Genomic DNA, 16,505 nt, shown 5'->3' on the forward strand with positions numbered 1-16,505 from the left:
CCATTCCCGCGACGCGGCGCGCTGATCTGGCTTCGATTGCAGTGCTCGCGCACCACTCACCCGCTCAACCTGTCCATCGCGCAAATCGACCACGCGATCAGATACCCCGAGCATCTTGTGATCGTGGGTATTGGTCACAATGGTCACACCGCTTTCGCCCTGCATCTTGAGCAACAACTCGATAATTTCCTGCCCGGTCTTCAAATCGAGATTTCCTGTCGGCTCATCAGCCAGAATCAAATCGGGATCATTTGCCATCGCTCTGGCAATTGCCACGCGCTGCTGCTGTCCACCCGACAACTCGTAGGGTTTGTGATGCAGACGGTCGGCAAGGCCCACCAGCGACAATTTGTGCGCGGCCTTTTCTTCGTAATCACTGCGCGCCATGCCCGAAAACACCATGGGCAAAGCCACATTTTCAAGCGCCGTCATCACGGGAATCAGGTTAAACGACTGAAAAATATACCCCACACTGTGGCAGCGCAAATAGGCAATTTGCCCCTGGCTCATATCGCCCATATTGGCACCGTTGACCAATACGGTTCCCTTCGTGGGCGTATCCAGTGCCCCGACCATGTTAAACATCGTGGTTTTACCCGATCCCGAAGGACCCATAATGGACAAATATTCACCGCGAATCACATCGAGGTTCACGCCTTGCAGGGCATGCACTTCCTGGTCGCCCATCCGATAGGTCTTCCAGACCCCTTGAACTTTGATAATATAATCTTCAGTATCAACCTGTTGTTCAGCAGCCGATTCCTGATCCATTGTGTTCTCCTCTGAAACAATAAAGTTCACCATTGAACGCACGTATGGTAGCGAAAACCCATGGGCATGTCAAGCCATTTTAATGAAGATAAAATTCTACGTGATTCCGCAAGCGTCTTCTACTATATTCTAAAGCGTTGTGCCATAGACCTGCCGCATCACCAAAACCAGCACGAAAGGATCGCATCATGAAACTCGCAGTATGCAATGAATTTTTTGAAGATTGGAAAATCGAAGACGTCTTTAACTACGCAGCGGAAATCGGCTGTGACGGCGTTGAAATCGCGCCTTTTACACTCGCGGAAAGCGTCACGAAAATCTCTGCCAAACAGCGCAGCGACATTCGCAAAGCCGCGGAAAAAGCCGGCGTGGAAATCGTTGGCCTGCACTGGCTACTCGCCAGTCCACCGGGGCTTTATCTCACACACCCGGACAAAGCCATCCGCGACAAAACTGAGGACTATATCAAAGCATTGATCAACTTCTGCGGCGACCTGGGCGGACAGATTATGATCCACGGCTCACCGGCACAGCGCAACATCCAAAAAGGCTGGGACCGCGAAGAATGCTGGAAATACGCCGTCGATATCTTTTCAAACTGCACTGCAGAAATGAAACAAAACAACGTCACCTACTGCATCGAAGCACTCACCGGCAAAGAAACCAATATTCTGAACTCCATCTCTGAAGCCCTCAAAATGGTTGCCGATGTCGGCCACCCAAATTTCCAGACCATGGTCGATACCAAAGCCGCAGCCGCTGAAAACAAATCCCATGTGGATGTAATCGCCGAAGCGGGCAAAGCCATGCGCCATGTCCATGTCAACGACCCCAATTTGCGCGGTCCGGGATTTGGCGACTTACAATTTGCATCCATCCTCCGCGCCCTCAAGGACCGCCACTACGATGGTTATGTATCCGTAGAAGTCTTTGACTTCAAACCCGATGCACAAACCATTGCCGCACGCAGCATCGGCTATCTCAGGGGTATTTTGGAAGGATTGGAAGGGTGATCCTCTAGACTACACACGGAGTGTCTGTTGTTTGGCTTTATTTACCATCAGAACCTCCGCGTTCCGGCAATCGCTCTGCCACAAATCCCAATTCTTCTTTAATCCGGCTCACATCGTAAACACTATCGTATTCATGCCCGCGCTGTTCAAAATGCGACAGATCCACCTCGTCTCCCCACCAGGCGCGAAAAATCTCCGCCACGGGTACGGCAACCCACGCCTTTGGACCAGCGGCATTCATAATGCGAACCCCGGGTTTGTGCGGCGACTGTGCAGACAGCGTGAAGACCCGAACTGCATCTGGCAAATCCATAATGGTCATGGAGCCCAAGCCCCACTGCCGCGTCGGAGAAATATTTCGCAAAGGCGGCAATCCGGCGTGCGGCACCGAAGACAGGCGCAAATTAATCACATCGATATCGCCATTTTGCCGCGCATAGAACTTTGTGATCTCCTCCATCAAAAATTTCGACAAACCATACCCATTGCGATCCAGACATGGGTGTTCATCGGGAATCGGCAATGTCTGTGGACGAAAAGCCTCATTCTGCATCCCGACCGCTGCGATCGAACTCGCCATCACAAATTTGCGGCATCCGCGATCCATCAAATAGCGCATCAAACACCGCGTACCCTCCACATTGACAATCAGCGCGTCGCGCTCCGAACAACCGCCGGTCACAGCCGCGAGGTGAATCACAACATCAATCGCCTCATCATTGAGCTGTTGCAAATCTTCAAAAGAGCCAAACTCGCCGTTTACATAGGGCAAATCCAATTCTGGATCTCTTCGACTCATGCAAATCACCCTGTGGTCTTCCGCCATCGAGACAGACAGTGCCCGACCGATAAAACCACTCGCTCCAGTAATCAGTACTGTACTCACAATCCCTCCTCATTTAATCACTAAAAATATCACTCGCCCCACCTAAAACATCTGCGATAACCTCCCCCTCTTTCATCACCATCTTCACCTGCCGCAAGCATGCAATATCTTCAAGCGGATTGCCGTTTAGTGCAATCACATCTGCGAACATCCCAACGCCGAGATGTCCAACGCAATCCGCCATGCCCAACATCTCAGCCGTATTCGTCGTCACCGCCTTCAACGCATCCACCTCTGACACGCCCAACCCAACGAGTTCTTTTGCCTCGCGCCAGAGCGTTGCATGCGTGCTATCGGTACCCAAACACACTTTCACACCCGCACGCACGGCTTCGGGAATATATTTTGCCGTCAATTCACGCGCGCGTTCAACCCGCTCGCGCCACCAATCCCACGCCCATGTATCAAAAGACGCAAAACCCACTTCATCGTCGAAAAACAGTTGTAAATTGGGATCGCTCAAATATGCGCCCGATTTCACAAACAAAGCCACATCCTCTTCGGTCAGCAAATTGGCGTGTTCAATACTATCGATCCCCGCTTCCATCGCCCAGCGCATTGCCAGCCCACCAATCGCGTGTGCGGCCACGGGAATTCCCAGATCGTGTGAAACCGCAATCGCCGCATCAATTTCCCGCTTCGAATACGCCGCCACATCCGTCAGGTCACCCCGAATATAGTCCTCATAAGAGTCGCCCTCTCGCACATTGGTAATAAACAACTTGGTCCAATCCGCACCCTGAGAAAAATTCTCTCTGATTTTTAATGCCAGTTCTTCTTCCCCATCCGCGGGAAAACACAAAAAAGGCGCAGTCCCATGGCTCGGTCTCAATGCCCGCACACACACCTTCAACCTCGGACCTACAGCTTCGCCGCGACCAATCGCACCCTGAAAAGCCTTCTCAACACCCGGACGATCTCCCAGCGTGCGCATGGTCGTCACGCCCGTGTTCAAATCACTTCGCAAATTCATCGCACCGCGCAACACAGCCGTTGTCGCATCCAGATCGAAATGCGCACTCAAGGGCGTGTGGAACCGATTGTTAATCGTAATATGCACATGGGAATCAATCAACGCCGACATCACGGTATAGGACGAGCAATCCACAACCTCGGCGTCTGGAGGCACATCTATTTCAGTTCCGACATCAACCACGCGTCCCTTGTTCACCACAACCATCCCCTGCGGAACAGGTGCACAATCGGGATGGACAATCAACAATTTGGATTTAATCACTTTTGACATAATTATTTTGTTTGTATAATGTAGGTGGAACAACAAAACACCGTCATCTCGATCACCGGAGATCTATTCATGCAATTTGGCATCTTTTACGAACACCAGATTCCCCGTCCATGGGCAGAAGGCGAAGAACACCAGCTTTTCAAAGACGCCCTCGAACAAGTCGAAGTCGCCGACCGGATCGGCATTGAATATGTTTGGGAAGTTGAACATCACTTTTTGGAAGAATACTCCCACTCCTCAGCCCCCGAAGTCTTTCTCGCGGCCTGTAGCCAGCGCTCGAAAAATATCCGCCTGGGACACGGCATTGTACTCATGCCCCCCAATTACAACCATCCGGCTCGCGTTGCCGAACGCATCGCAACCCTCGACCTGATCAGCGATGGACGCGTCGAATGGGGCACGGGTGAATCGGCCTCTCGCGCAGAACTCGAGGGATTCAACGTGCCGCCTGGAGAAAAAAAAGCAATGTGGGCGGAAACCGTCCGGGAAACCGCCAAAATGCTCGCATCAGACCCGTATCCCGGATACGACGGCGAATTTTTCTCAATGCCCGAACGCAACGTCTTGCCCAAACCCCTGCAAAAACCCCACCCACCACTATGGGTTGCCTGTTCCAACCGCGAAAGCATTCGCTGGGCGGGAAAACACGGCATCGGCGCGCTCACCTTTGCCTTCATTGAACCCGAAGACGCCAAATACTGGGTTGACGAATACTACACCGCATTTGAAAACGAATGCGAACCCCTCGGACAAGCTGTCAACCCCACCATCGCCATGGTCGCTGGATTTATGTGTCACGAAAACGGAGAAAAAGCGCGCGCACAGGGCCTCGAAGGATTCCAATTTTTCGGCTATGCACTCTCCCATTACTACCGTCACGGGACGCACATCCCCGGCGAATTTGACATCTGGGCAGACTTCCAGCAAAACAAACCCGAACGAAAAAAAGGTTCGGGATCAGGCTGCATTGGATCCCCGGATGAAATACGCGCTCACCTCGAATCAATGGAAGAAATCGGCGTCGATCAGGTCGTCTTCCTCCAACAAGCTGGCAACAACAGACACGATCATATATGCGAATCCCTCGAATGTTTCGCACAAAATGTATTACCCGACTTCAAAACGCGACACGAAATATACGCCGCACAAAAAGCAGAACGCCTCGGTCCCGCTATCGAAAAAGCACTCTCTAAAATTCCACCAATAGACAAACCCAAATCCACACCCTTCGAAGCCTATCCGCTCTTAAAATCACCTGACGAAAAGCAAGAAGACCTCGAAATTGTGGAATCCGTTGCGGGGAAAAAGTCCTCATAATCCGACGTTAATCCAAATCCCCAATAGCCTCGCGCACCGCTTCTATTGTATCTTCGATATCCGCCTCTGTATGTGCCAGGGAGAGAAACATCGGATGCGAGGGATGCAAGTAATACCCCCGCGCAAGACATCCCCGCAGCATCTCCATGCAGCGCTCGCGGTCAGAATCGTCTATGACGGGACGCGGCATGGGCCCAACGCCAATGAGATGATAACTCAACCCTGCTGCTTTGCAAACCGCGTTGATACCTTCGATCAATCGGCTTCCAATTTTCCATTGATAGGCAATGCCATCCCGCCTCTGAAGTTCCCCTATCACGACCTCCATTGCCGTCAAACTGAGCGGGTCCCCGTGCGCGGTAGCTGTCATCCACACCGACTGGCACGCTTTTGACCCCAGAATCTCGCGCTTCCCGGCAATAAAACTTCCCGCATACCCATTGCAACACGCTTTGCCAAACGTCGCAATATCGGGTACAACCCCATAATATTCCCCCGCGCCGCCCATTGCCACGCGAAACCCTACCTTTGTCTCGTCAAACACGCAGACCGCGCCGTATTCATGTGCCAGATCCACACACCCTTGCAAAAATCCATCCGGCGGGCCGCTCCCCTGAATCGTCTCCATCACCACACACGCCACCTGATTGTCATACTTCTTCAAACCCGATTCCAGAGCGTCTAAATCGCCGTAGGGAACCGCACAGGTCAGTTCACTGACGGATTTCGGGACACCCTCATCGTCCGGACGCGCCCAATCGTGCCAGCCGTGATACCCACACGTAATCACTCTATCGCGACCCGTATATACCCGCGCCAGGCGCACCGCGCTGGAAGTCGCTGCACTGCCCCCAATAAAAAAACCCACCATCTCCGCACATGGAATCACTTCAATGAGCAATTCTGCAACCGCCAACTCCCTGGGATACGCCAGACTGTACACTGTGCCATTCGCCACCTGATCCTGTATTGCACGGCACACAGCAGGATCATCATACCCCAGAACAATCGGCCCGAAACCCATTACATAATCCAAAAACTCATTGCCATCCACATCCCAAAATCGCGCTCCCGCTGCGCGCTGTACAAATGCGGGATAGCCCATATCGACCTGGCCAAAAATATTCTTATGCGGAATGTACCCGCGAACCAGAACATCGCCATAGCGATTCAGCAGAGCCTTTGACTTTGCAATGGTATAATTCTTTTTTGACATTTCGACCTCCTCCGCGCGTAAATTGAACCTCTTTTTCTAACAAATGAACTTCTCACACAGACACAAGCACAAAATAGACTGCTTCTGCGCTCCTATTGTACTTGCCCCCCGCCTTTTCTTATCTTATCCTATTTTGATAGGATCGTCCTCACTTCTAACCGGAGAATTTATGCCACGCGAACTCATAGCAGACCGGCCGGGACACACGACACTGCGAGAATACAATGAAGAACCTTTAAATCGAGATCAGGTACGTGCAAAAAGCTTGTATTCAGCGGTAAAACACGGCACGGAGTTCCGGGGTTTCCAGGCCAATACACTCGATGCGTCCGATATTTTTAGCTGGGAATGGCGCATGCACCTGCGCGGACAAAAACAGAAAGACGCGTTTCCCAAACGGTTGGGCAATATGTATGTCGCCGAAGTGACAGATGTGGGACAAGACGTGTCAAATATTCGGGTGGGAGATCGGATTTTTGGTCACGCTCCCGTTCGAGAGACGCATACACTTTCGGCGGATCGCGTTGAAAAAGCACCGGATGGCGTCTCGTGGCAGGCTCTAATGGCTACAGACCCCGCAGGCGTTGCCCTTGGAGGCGTCAGAGATGCCAATATCCGCATTGGGGATCGCGTCGCAGTCTTTGGTCTGGGGGCGATTGGATTGATGACCGTACAACTCGCCCGCATCGCCGGCGCGCGCTGGGTCGCGGCAATTGATCCCATTGAAAAGCGATGCCTGATTTCCGAAGCCTACGGTGCAGACCTCGTCCTGGACCCGCGCGAAGCCGATGTCGGCATGGTCATTAAACAAGCCACCGCAAAACTCGGCGTCGATGTATCTATGGAAACCAGCGGATCGTCCGCTGCAATGACCGATGCACTGCGTTCAACGCGCTATCAGGGCACGGTTGTATCCACAGCCTATTACAATGCCCCCATGCAAAGCCTGCATTTGACCGGCGAATGGCATCGCAATCGGATTCGCATTATATCCGTGAGATCCGACAGCGAACCCTGGCTGGATTACGGGTGGGACAAAAAGCGCGGAAATAAAGAAGCCTACGACCTCCTCGTCGAAGGCCGCCTAAACGCCGAAGGCTTAATTGATCCCATCGTGCCCCTTAACCATGTTGCCGAAGCCTATATGCAAATGAATGAACATCCCGAAACCGGGATTAAACTCGGTGTTGATCATTCTCTTGTCTAATTGCGAACAATAAGAAAGACGAAAAGTAATATTTCAAATCATACAAAATCACATGTATGGCTAACTACAAATTCACGGAATACTTTGAGCAAGAAGTCCTGCGTAAACGCCCCTACTTAAAAAAGGAATGGTGTATTCATGCCGTTGAAAATGCCGTTCGTTCAGAGCCTCAAGAACACAATAGATTTCGATTTTGGGCTCCAATAGACGATTTTGGTGACCGCTACTTGAGGGTCATTACACTCGAAGATAAAGTTACAATTCACAATGCCTTTCCAGATCGAGGATTCAAGCCATGAGACTTAACTATTACCCGGAAACGGATTCTCTATATATAGATCTCTCAGAGCGAACCAGTACTGATAGTCGAGAAATATCGGAAGGCATTATTCTCGACTATGATGCGGAGGGCCAGCTTGTTGGCATCGACATTGACCACGCCAGCAAGAAGGTTGAACTAAAAAAACTCACGCTCAGCAAGTTGCCTGGTACACTTGAAATGAGCAGTGTATAACACGACCCATGCAAAAAATCCAAACCATAGCGATATGTCTATCCATCCTGTTGACCACTACGGACCTGCTGGCGAATGAAGGCACAGTACAGCAAGTCTCGGGAGACCTCGTTTACGTCACGGGCATGAACGGTTTGGCTCCGTTGTGGTCAAATCTCACAGTGCAGAACGGACAGGAGGCAGGCGCGCAACTCGAAGTCATCAAAGAATTGCCAGAACTGGTCGTAACGAGAATTGTAGAGGCCAACGGAACAGCGGTAAATACCGGCGATGCAGTGGTACTGAGCAGCGCACAGTCAGGCGGATCAGCACGAAAATCCAAGCGGATTGTTTACGCTGCTCGCGTTGACGAAAATCCAAATGTAGATGGCGTGCTGGACGACCCCGTATGGTCGCGGGCAACACCGATCAGGGGTTTTGTACAGCGCGATCCAAACTACTGGATGCCGAGTCCCGAACAAACAGTCGTGCGGATTATCTATACAGACAAAAGCATCTACTTCGGTTTTGAATGCCTCGTCCCGGACTCCTCTCAATTTATCGCAAACAACATGCGACGAGATTCCGAGATCCGCGGCGACGACAATATTCAAATCCTGCTCGACACGTACAATGATCGGCAAAACGGCTTCTTTTTCTCTGTCAATCCCCTCGGGGCGCAAAGCGATTTGATGCTCTCCAACGAGGGGCGAACCTATAACCGCGACTGGGATTGCAATTGGACCGCCCGCACCAGACACTATCCCGATCGATGGACAGTCGAAATCGAAATCCCGTTCAGCCAACTGCGGTTTAAGCAAGCTGCCGACGCCACATGGGGCATCAATCTCGCGCGCTATATTGCCCGAAAAAACCTGGCGACCCAGCTCGTCGTCGGCCAGCAGACTTCTTCATCCACAGAGCGTTACCGCACGGCGGACATCGGCGAACTTCACGGCCTCCAACACATTCGCGCCAGACGTCCGATTTATCTCAAACCCTACGCTTTGCCGGGCACGACCATGGACGATCAGGCAATCAACCCCTCTGAAAGCCGCACATTTGAAACGGGCCTCGATCTGCGCTATGGCATCACGTCAAATATCTCGCTCGACTTATCCTACAACACGGATTTCGCACAGGTAGAAGGCGACCAGGAACAAACCAACCTGACGCAGTTCCGCCTCTTCTTCCCCGAAAAACGCGAGTTCTTTCTCGAGGGCGCCAACCTATTCCAATTTGGCGAACAAGCGCGAAGAACCGGCAGCGGCACCAGACCACCCACCCTCCTTTTTTACACCAGACGCATCGGCCTTGAAAAAGGGAAAAAAATCCCGATTATCGTCGGTTCAAAAATCGCGGGAAAAGAGGGACGAACGAGTATTGGCGGTCTCAATGTGCTGACCGACGCGGCATTGTTTGCCGAAGATGGAGACACAGTCCAGGTACACCGCACCAACTACTCGGTCCTCAGCATAAGACGCGACGTATTCGCGCGGTCAAACTTCGGTTTCATCATGGTCAACAAACAAATCGATGACCCTCACGAGGGATGGAACCAGTACAACCGCGCGGGGGGTGTTGATTTCAACTATTCTCCAACGTCAACCTTGAATTTCCAGGCTTTTGCAGCGCGAACATGGGATTCGCAGATTGACAACGCAGACGATGCGCGGTTTGCATCTATGAATTACCGCGGCACCAAATATTGGGCGCGTCTAAAATTTCTCGATGTCGAGGAACAATTTGAACCCGCTGTGGGATTCATCAATAGCAGAAGTGGATTGGAAGGTTTCAGACGCTATGACCTCTATGCGCGCTACCGACCCAGACCGAAATTCGCCAATATTCGCTACATGTCAATCGGTCCCGAAGCGCAAATCTTTACAGACCGCGACAACAATGTGAAATACTGGACAGCCGCACTCTCGGTATATACGATCTTCAATACCGGCGACTACTGGCGGAACGAATTAAAACGCACGCGCGACGTGGTTGATGAAGAATTCTCTCCCTCTGCGCGAAACAAAGATGTAATCATCCCCCCCGGGGAATATACCTTCACGTCATTTACCACGGGACCGCGACCCAGCCGATCTCGAAAATTGCGCCCCGGCATCGTCTTCGAGGCAGGCACATACTACACGGGAAGACGCTATACCATACGCTCGGAAAGTGCTTTTCGCCCCTCTGGCCAACTGTCTTATGAAGTCGAATATCAGGGCGACTGGGTCCGACTCCCCCAGGGTAATTTTAATATTCACACACTCAGCAATCGCCTGCAATACTCCTTTTCCACAGACTTTTTTGTCAAACTCTTTGTGCAGTGGAACAACGACAAAGAGTTCGCAAGCGCAAATTTTCTCCTCAACTACCGGTATCGCCCCGGCAGCGACATCTTTCTCGTCTTCGACAGCGCTTATGGCACCGATCCGACCTTAACCCGGCGAAACCGCTCAGTGCTCCTCAAACTCTCCTACCTTCTGGGGCTGTGACGAATCTACGGAACGGGGCACAACTGGCCGCCTCTCAGGCCAGTTCATCTACGCCCCCCCATCTTCCCAAAATCAGTGTGTCTCGCAATTCGTCTATTCGTCTATTCGTCTAACAGCCAGCGCGACGGCTTCGCCTCCGCCAATGCAGAGTGAGGCAATGCCAATGCGCTTATCGGTGCTTTTCAAGGCGTGAATAAGCGTTACGAGAATGCGCGTGCCGCTCGCCCCAATGGGATGCCCCAGCGCGACAGCACCGCCATTGACATTGAGTTTTTCCGCCGGAATGCCCAGATCCTGAGCCGCCGCCATTGGAACGCCAGAAAAGGCTTCGTTGATTTCAAACAGGTCGATATCTGAGACCTTAAGGGAGAGCCTGGACAAAAGTTTGGAGATGGCACCAATAGGCGCGAGCGTGAACCACTCCGGCTCCTGTGCGTGTGTGGCATAACCCAAAATCTCAACTTCGGGTGCAATACCGCAATCTTCTGCTTTTTCGCCAGAAAGGACAATAACAGACGCTGCGCCATCGTTGATACTCGACGCATTGCCGGGCGTCACCGTGCCATCTTTTGAAAACGCAGGGCGCAGTTGGCGGAGCTTGTCCTCGTCAAATCTCAGAGGTTCCTCATCCCGATCTATGGTTGTAATTATCTTGCCAGAAGGTGCATCTATGGGTACAATCTCGCTACGGAAACGGCCTTCTCTATCGGCGCAAAGAGCTTTTTTATAGCTACTAATGGCAAAATCATCCTGGTCTTCGCGCGAAAAATTGTAGCGCTCAGCACATTGGTCACCACATGTACCCATATGCAGGTCATTGTACACATCCCACAAGCCATCGCGGATCATTGAGTCAACGAGTTCGCCTGTCCCAAGCCTGTACCCCGTTCGCGCATTTTCGAGAAGATAGGGCGCGCGACTCATGTTTTCCGTGCCCCCTGCGAGAATCAAGTCGGCATCGCCACACTGAATGGCCTGCGCGGCGAGCATAATGGATTTGAGGCCCGAACCGCAAACTTTGTTGACCGTTGTCGCCCCGACCGAAGTATCGAGACCCGCGCCAATAGCAACCTGGCGCGCGACATTTTGACCCAGGCCAGCACTGAGCACATTGCCAAAAATCACTTCATCAATTTCATCGCCGATTATGTCTGCCTGCGCTATCGAAGCCGCCGCGACCGCACTGCCCAATTCCGGTGCAGACACCTCGGCAAAGCCGCCCGTAAATCCACCAATAGCCGTGCGCTTGCTTCCAGTGATATAAATGTGTTTCATAGTCATTCCTCCATTTTACTATTAAGATACGTCCAGACCTGAAAATAATGCAAAAAATAAGAGATAAAAGGTGAAATATCCAATCGCCATTGCCCTGTGTAGTATCCTGTGTACATTAATCCTCATGATGTCCTGTTCTGTCCCCCCCGATGGCAAAACTGTATTTATCGAATCGGGGTGTACAAGATGCCATGAAATCAACGGCTCTGGAGGCTCTCAAGGACCGCGATTAGAGGGCTTACAAAGCAAATGGACACCCGAATCACTGGAAGAATTTCTGATTGATCCCCCTGCGTACGCAAAAGACAATACCCGATTGCAGGCGTATGAAAAAAAATACCCGACGCCAATGCCCAGACTTGAAATCGCACCTGCACGGCGAAAAATACTCGTCCAATATCTACTTAAAAGGTATCCATGAAAAATCAGATTGACCAAAAATACGAGCGGATATACAGAGAGGTTGCCAAAATCCCCGAAGGTACTGTGGCAACTTATGGACAGATTGCCGAACAGGTTGGGTGTGGACCGCGCGAAGTGGGCAGAGCACTATCGGAATTGCCACCGCACACATCCTGTCCCTGGCATCGGGTCATCAATGCGCGGGGAATGGTGTCCATTCGCAGCGGGAATCACATGGCACATCACGACCAGGAAGCCCGCCTTGAAAGAGAAGGCATCGTATTTGTCAATGGTCGCGTCGATCTCGAAATTTACAGGTGGGAGGCTGATGTTTAAGACCCGAATCAAATTTGTGTATTGACAAGGATAATCGGTTTTTTTATCATTCACGCACTTAGGGGAGAAATACGTCTGTAAATACTGAGAAAGGGGATGCAGTGACCAAAGCTGATATTGTCAATCAGATTGCCGACGCTACGGGATTGACCAAAACAGATACCTCTGTCGTTGTAGAGGGCTTTCTCACCTCGCTCATCGCAGCAATGGAGCAGGGTGAACACATCGAAATCCGCGGTTTTGGCACATTTAAAGTCGTTCACCGCGCACCGCGCACAGGTCGCAATCCCAAAACTGGCGAGGTTGTCAAAATTCCCTCGCGCGCAACGCCCGTGTTCAAACCCTCACGCGAACTGCGTAATTCTATTGCTGAGGTCTCTGTTATTCCATCCAGCTAATGCACCCACAGGAGGTAGCTCTTGCCCAGCGGAAAAAAGCGCAAACGCGCAAAAATCGCAACGCATAAGCGAAAAAAAAGGCGCCGAAGAGATCGACATAAAAAGAAAATCTAAAGGCGATATACTACACTGACGCTATGGACTTAGCCCCTGACATTGTACCTGGATATGCCGGCATTTTCAGTCACAAACGGCTGTGATACACTCCGGTATAGACCAATGAAGGCAGGGGCCTATCCGTAGTCTGCCCTCTGCGGCATTAGCTCAGTTGGATAGAGCACTGGTCTCCGGAACCAGAGGTCACAGGTTCGAATCCTGTATGTCGCACCACAACCAATGGGGCGAGAGTCACAAACGACTCTCGCCCCATTTTTTCGTCTCACTTCACTATGTCTATGCGTCTAGTACCAGACCCCACAACTTCTGAATAAGCGCATCCAGGCCCTGACCTGTGACAGAGGAAATTCCCATATCTGTTTGCCCCTGAAAAAATGGCCCTTTGCGTTGTTCGGGTGGCAACAAGTCCAGCTTAGTAGCAATAAGCATCGCGGGTTTTTCGCGCAATACGGGACTGAAACGATCGAGTTCTTCTCTCAAAACTGACAGATCGTATTCGGGATTGGGGCTGGTGACATCGACCATAAAAAGGAGAACGCGTGTGCGTTCAATATGACGCAAAAACTGAAACCCAAGCCCTTTGCCGCGATGCGCGCCTTCAATCAGGCCGGGAATGTCTGCCATAACAAAGCTATCGTAATCGCCACATTTGACAATGCCCAGATTGGGCTGCAGGGTCGTAAAGGGATAATCGGCAATTTTGGGCTGTGCCGAAGACACTCTGGATAGAAGGGTCGATTTGCCCGCATTTGGATGGCCGACCAGACCGACATCGGCGATGAGTTTGAGTTCGAGTTCCAGATGGCGTTCTCGCCCCGCTTTTCCAGGCTGGACATACTCTGGCGCTCTATTCGTCGGCGTGGCAAAACGCGCATTCCCACGACCACCACGACCACCCTCGACCAAAACAACGCGCTGCCCCGGCTCGGTCAAATCCGCGAGAATTTCGCCCGTTTCTGTATCCCTTATAAGCGTGCCAACCGGCACGGGAATTTCTGCATCTTCGCCACGACGTCCCGCTCTCTTTTGCCCCGATCCATGTTCTCCATGCCCTGCGCTCAGGTGTTGTCGATACCGATAATCGAGCAGTGTGGAAAGACGCGGGTCCGCTATAAAAACGACATCCCCCCCATTGCCGCCATCGCCACCATCTGGCCCACCTCGCGGCACATGCTTTTCTCGGCGAAAGCTTTTGCATCCATTGCCGCCGCTACCCGAACGGGCATAAATTCTGGTTAAATCGACAAACATGGGAAAATTCGCTATGTTGCGGACGCTGCCTGTGCGCTATTTCTCAAAAGCAGGGCCTCTTCAATGGGAATGTGCTCATCTGCGCTGTTGATGAGGTCCCTCGCCGTATTGTAGGTAAAGGAAATGACCTCAACGCGCGGTCCCAGAGTTTTAACGAGATCGACCAGAGGTACAAAATCGCCGTCACCACTCACGAGAACCACGACATCGAGTTTATCGACAAATCGCATGATATCAATGGCCATGCCCATGTCCCAATCGCCTTTAGCCGATCCATCGCTGCGCTGCCGCAAATCTTTCCTTTTTACTTCATAGCTCTTCTGCTGGAGCATTGAGATAAAGTTACTCTGGTCAACATCTGGCGATTGCACGACATAGGCAATAGCGCGGATCAAGCGGCGTTTGCCCACACTGAGTTCCATCAATTTTTCAAAATCGAGACGCGCATTAAACGGTTTTGCAGCATAAAAAATATTCTGTACATCGACAAATATCCCAACCCGCAATTCGGGCGCGGGAATGGCCGTGCGCCGATCTAACCGGGCGCGGGCATTGGCCTGTAGAGCAGCGATATTTTTCTGGATGGCGTCGAGAGTGTCAAAAATTTCCCGGCGCTCTCTGGCACCGCTAATAGCCTCTTTATAGACTCTGGACTTAATCTCTCGAAGGTCTCGAATTGAAGCCTGTGCCATGTTGATCTGATCTAATTTTCGCTCAATACGCGCTATTGCCTCTTGTACTTTTTTAATCTGTTCTTGAAAGTCTGCCATGTGTTATGGAGTCTCCGATATGAGTTTGTGTAACCCCGCGCCAAGGGCAAGGGCAAATCCGCTCGCCTGTCCGAGTTCTGCGCGATCTCGTTTTGACAACTGCACAGTGTCTATACCGCGAAAAATTGGATATTCTACAAGGTTGAGGTCTGCTGGTGGATCAATGGCCTGTATATCCCCCGATAGATAAACCCGTTTGCAGGGTCGATGTGGAGAACTGGAGATAGAGAACCAGCGTTGCAGACGCAAAGAATCGGGGCTTGCTGTTTCAACATCGACTAATATACCATTTTCCACAGAAATATAAAAAGCCCCAGAGGAGTCGCTGTGAATAGCCATTTGCCTACCCGCTTCCTCCCATACGCGAGCGGGCAGTCCCGCACAAAATAGAGCCAGCGGAGCAACGGAGAGATGCAGGTGGGTTTCTCCCAGAGCAGAACACAGAGTTTCGTGTGCGTCAATCACCCCGTTGCGCACTGCGGTCCAAAAAGCTGCGCGCCCCACCGCAATAAAGTCGATCACACAATTGTCAATAGGAGAAATAAGTGCCTGTGATGCTTCCCAAAAAATCTGCTCGCGGCGATCTTCTTCCCCCGCGACTTCGAGAGGAATTTTTTGGATGTGATACAAACCACCCGAAAGACAAAAAGAGAGCGTACCAATCGGTTTTGGCAGGCTTTCAAGTGCTTGACCCAATTCCTCAACAAAAGATTTGGGTACTTCTTTTTGGGGATCAAAATCAAAAGCCTCTGATACGCGCTGGTTAATCAGACCCCTGAGATAGTACGCATTATCCAATTTTTCAAGATGGACCACGCGCAAGGTGTTGCCCAAAACATGAATGCCCGTAGCTGTACTCATGGCGTGCTCATCGTAAGGTGTGGTCGCAGGCGCTCAAGGGTTTTGGTACCAATACCCTTGACCTTTGTAATATCGTCAATGCGTTTAAATGCCCCATTCTCTTCGCGATAGATCACAATGCGTCCCGCAATTTGAGGCCCAATGCGGGGCAGCCGCTCAAACTCTTTTGCCGTTGCCGAGTTGATATCGATCAATTCCCTTGCCGGGGCAACTTCTACTTTTTCGTTTTTTTTAGAGGCATCCGCTTTTCCATCCGCCTCAGTTGGCGACAGGGATTGACCAACTTCTGCTTCTTCTCGAAGTGGAGCTTCCACGACATTTTTACGCACCTCAAAATCGGGGATGCGATCCGGATCTCTACTGTCGAGATAACGGATAACAATCCCCACAATCAGAACGCCGCAAAGCATCAACAGAATAATTTGTTCGTTGCGGTTAAAAGTGAACACAA

The 16,505-nt window shown here is 51.4% G+C and carries 18 protein-coding genes and 1 tRNA gene; 10 read left to right on the top strand and 9 right to left on the bottom strand.

Annotation, left to right across the window (positions count from 1 at the left end):
* A partial coding sequence (locus OXH16_18660; GenBank protein ID MCY3683425.1) for an ABC transporter ATP-binding protein occupies positions 1 to 771 on the bottom strand: 771 nt, incomplete at its 3' end.
* 188 nt (positions 772 to 959) lie between these two features.
* On the opposite strand from OXH16_18660, the gene OXH16_18665 reads away from it, so the two are divergent.
* Positions 960 to 1,784, top strand: a complete 825-nt coding sequence (locus OXH16_18665) for a sugar phosphate isomerase/epimerase (protein ID MCY3683426.1) — start codon at positions 960 to 962, stop codon at positions 1,782 to 1,784.
* 37 nt (positions 1,785 to 1,821) lie between these two features.
* On the opposite strand, the gene OXH16_18670 is transcribed toward OXH16_18665, so the two are convergent.
* Together OXH16_18670 and OXH16_18675 are read right to left on the bottom strand one after the other, a co-directional pair.
* Positions 1,822 to 2,670, bottom strand: a complete 849-nt coding sequence (locus OXH16_18670) for an NAD(P)-dependent oxidoreductase (GenBank protein ID MCY3683427.1) — start codon at positions 2,668 to 2,670, stop codon at positions 1,822 to 1,824.
* A gap of 13 nt (positions 2,671 to 2,683) precedes the next feature.
* Positions 2,684 to 3,916 (bottom strand): amidohydrolase family protein, encoded by a 1,233-nt coding sequence (locus tag OXH16_18675; GenBank protein ID MCY3683428.1) that lies wholly within the window; start codon positions 3,914 to 3,916, stop codon positions 2,684 to 2,686.
* 69 nt (positions 3,917 to 3,985) lie between these two features.
* Here OXH16_18675 and OXH16_18680 point away from each other — a divergent pair, with 69 nt between their 5' ends.
* Positions 3,986 to 5,233 carry an LLM class flavin-dependent oxidoreductase gene (locus OXH16_18680; protein ID MCY3683429.1) on the top strand — a complete coding sequence of 416 codons (1,248 nt, stop codon included), beginning with the start codon at positions 3,986 to 3,988 and terminating at the stop codon, positions 5,231 to 5,233.
* 7 nt (positions 5,234 to 5,240) lie between these two features.
* Here OXH16_18680 and OXH16_18685 read toward each other — a convergent pair whose 3' ends face one another.
* Positions 5,241 to 6,449 carry an aminotransferase class III-fold pyridoxal phosphate-dependent enzyme gene (locus OXH16_18685; protein MCY3683430.1) on the bottom strand — a complete coding sequence of 403 codons (1,209 nt, stop codon included), beginning with the start codon at positions 6,447 to 6,449 and terminating at the stop codon, positions 5,241 to 5,243.
* A 169-nt stretch (positions 6,450 to 6,618) separates the two neighbouring features.
* Here OXH16_18685 and OXH16_18690 point away from each other — a divergent pair, with 169 nt between their 5' ends.
* The 4 genes from OXH16_18690 to OXH16_18705 are packed head-to-tail and all read left to right on the top strand — an operon-like array spanning position 6,619 to position 10,644.
* Entirely contained in the window at positions 6,619 to 7,656 is a 1,038-nt protein-coding gene (locus OXH16_18690; protein ID MCY3683431.1) for a zinc-binding alcohol dehydrogenase, read from the top strand.
* 56 nt (positions 7,657 to 7,712) lie between these two features.
* Positions 7,713 to 7,955 (top strand): hypothetical protein, encoded by a 243-nt coding sequence (locus tag OXH16_18695; GenBank protein MCY3683432.1) that lies wholly within the window; start codon positions 7,713 to 7,715, stop codon positions 7,953 to 7,955.
* Positions 7,952 to 8,170: a DUF2283 domain-containing protein gene (locus OXH16_18700; protein MCY3683433.1), complete on the top strand. Its 219-nt coding sequence runs from the start codon at positions 7,952 to 7,954 to the stop codon at positions 8,168 to 8,170. Before OXH16_18695 ends, OXH16_18700 begins: the two co-directional genes overlap by 4 nt.
* Before the next feature lie 8 nt (positions 8,171 to 8,178).
* Positions 8,179 to 10,644, top strand: a complete 2,466-nt coding sequence (locus OXH16_18705; protein MCY3683434.1) for a DUF5916 domain-containing protein — start codon at positions 8,179 to 8,181, stop codon at positions 10,642 to 10,644.
* Between the two features lie 93 nt (positions 10,645 to 10,737).
* Here the strand turns inward: OXH16_18705 and OXH16_18710 are convergent, their stop codons facing one another.
* Positions 10,738 to 11,919 carry a thiolase family protein gene (locus tag OXH16_18710; GenBank protein ID MCY3683435.1) on the bottom strand — a complete coding sequence of 394 codons (1,182 nt, stop codon included), beginning with the start codon at positions 11,917 to 11,919 and terminating at the stop codon, positions 10,738 to 10,740.
* Between the two features lie 70 nt (positions 11,920 to 11,989).
* On the opposite strand from OXH16_18710, the gene OXH16_18715 reads away from it, so the two are divergent.
* From OXH16_18715 to OXH16_18730, 4 genes are all read left to right on the top strand, one after another.
* Entirely contained in the window at positions 11,990 to 12,340 is a 351-nt protein-coding gene (locus tag OXH16_18715) for a c-type cytochrome (GenBank protein MCY3683436.1), read from the top strand.
* Positions 12,337 to 12,657: an MGMT family protein gene (locus tag OXH16_18720; protein MCY3683437.1), complete on the top strand. Its 321-nt coding sequence runs from the start codon at positions 12,337 to 12,339 to the stop codon at positions 12,655 to 12,657. Before OXH16_18715 ends, OXH16_18720 begins: the two co-directional genes overlap by 4 nt.
* A gap of 101 nt (positions 12,658 to 12,758) precedes the next feature.
* Positions 12,759 to 13,055: an integration host factor subunit beta gene (locus tag OXH16_18725; protein ID MCY3683438.1), complete on the top strand. Its 297-nt coding sequence runs from the start codon at positions 12,759 to 12,761 to the stop codon at positions 13,053 to 13,055.
* Between the two features lie 253 nt (positions 13,056 to 13,308).
* Positions 13,309 to 13,385: transfer RNA gene (locus tag OXH16_18730), tRNA-Arg, on the top strand.
* A gap of 63 nt (positions 13,386 to 13,448) precedes the next feature.
* Here the strand turns inward: OXH16_18730 and obgE are convergent.
* From obgE to OXH16_18750, 4 genes are read right to left on the bottom strand one after another with little or no spacing between them, the layout of a single operon-like run.
* Positions 13,449 to 14,423 carry a GTPase ObgE gene (gene obgE / locus OXH16_18735; GenBank protein MCY3683439.1) on the bottom strand — a complete coding sequence of 325 codons (975 nt, stop codon included), beginning with the start codon at positions 14,421 to 14,423 and terminating at the stop codon, positions 13,449 to 13,451.
* Positions 14,424 to 14,434: 11 nt separating this feature from the next.
* Positions 14,435 to 15,193 (bottom strand): NYN domain-containing protein, encoded by a 759-nt coding sequence (locus tag OXH16_18740; protein MCY3683440.1) that lies wholly within the window; start codon positions 15,191 to 15,193, stop codon positions 14,435 to 14,437.
* A 3-nt stretch (positions 15,194 to 15,196) separates the two neighbouring features.
* Positions 15,197 to 16,054, bottom strand: coding sequence for a hypothetical protein (locus tag OXH16_18745; GenBank protein ID MCY3683441.1), 858 nt, complete (start codon positions 16,052 to 16,054; stop codon positions 15,197 to 15,199).
* Positions 16,051 to 16,503, bottom strand: a complete 453-nt coding sequence (locus OXH16_18750) for a helix-hairpin-helix domain-containing protein (GenBank protein ID MCY3683442.1) — start codon at positions 16,501 to 16,503, stop codon at positions 16,051 to 16,053. The genes OXH16_18745 and OXH16_18750 overlap by 4 nt, the downstream gene beginning before the upstream one ends.
* Positions 16,504 to 16,505 lie beyond the last annotated feature (2 nt).

It is taken from the genome of Gemmatimonadota bacterium (genome assembly GCA_026705765.1).
Lineage (GTDB): Bacteria > Latescibacterota > UBA2968 > UBA2968 > UBA2968 > VXRD01.

Bases quoted from the DNA above. Each gene is read 5' to 3' on its own strand.
- OXH16_18665 (MCY3683426.1), top strand. From the start codon at position 960: ATGAAACTCGCAGTATGCAATGAATTTTTTGAAGATTGGAAAATCGAA.
- OXH16_18675 (MCY3683428.1), bottom strand. From the start codon at position 3,916: ATGTCAAAAGTGATTAAATCCAAATTGTTGATTGTCCATCCCGATTGT.
- OXH16_18680 (MCY3683429.1), top strand. From the start codon at position 3,986: ATGCAATTTGGCATCTTTTACGAACACCAGATTCCCCGTCCATGGGCA.
- OXH16_18685 (MCY3683430.1), bottom strand. From the start codon at position 6,449: ATGTCAAAAAAGAATTATACCATTGCAAAGTCAAAGGCTCTGCTGAAT.
- OXH16_18690 (MCY3683431.1), top strand. From the start codon at position 6,619: ATGCCACGCGAACTCATAGCAGACCGGCCGGGACACACGACACTGCGA.
- OXH16_18695 (MCY3683432.1), top strand. From the start codon at position 7,713: ATGGCTAACTACAAATTCACGGAATACTTTGAGCAAGAAGTCCTGCGT.
- OXH16_18700 (MCY3683433.1), top strand. From the start codon at position 7,952: ATGAGACTTAACTATTACCCGGAAACGGATTCTCTATATATAGATCTC.
- OXH16_18705 (MCY3683434.1), top strand. From the start codon at position 8,179: ATGCAAAAAATCCAAACCATAGCGATATGTCTATCCATCCTGTTGACC.
- OXH16_18710 (MCY3683435.1), bottom strand. From the start codon at position 11,919: ATGAAACACATTTATATCACTGGAAGCAAGCGCACGGCTATTGGTGGA.
- OXH16_18720 (MCY3683437.1), top strand. From the start codon at position 12,337: ATGAAAAATCAGATTGACCAAAAATACGAGCGGATATACAGAGAGGTT.
- obgE (MCY3683439.1), bottom strand. From the start codon at position 14,423: ATGTTTGTCGATTTAACCAGAATTTATGCCCGTTCGGGTAGCGGCGGC.
- OXH16_18740 (MCY3683440.1), bottom strand. From the start codon at position 15,193: ATGGCAGACTTTCAAGAACAGATTAAAAAAGTACAAGAGGCAATAGCG.
- OXH16_18745 (MCY3683441.1), bottom strand. From the start codon at position 16,054: ATGAGTACAGCTACGGGCATTCATGTTTTGGGCAACACCTTGCGCGTG.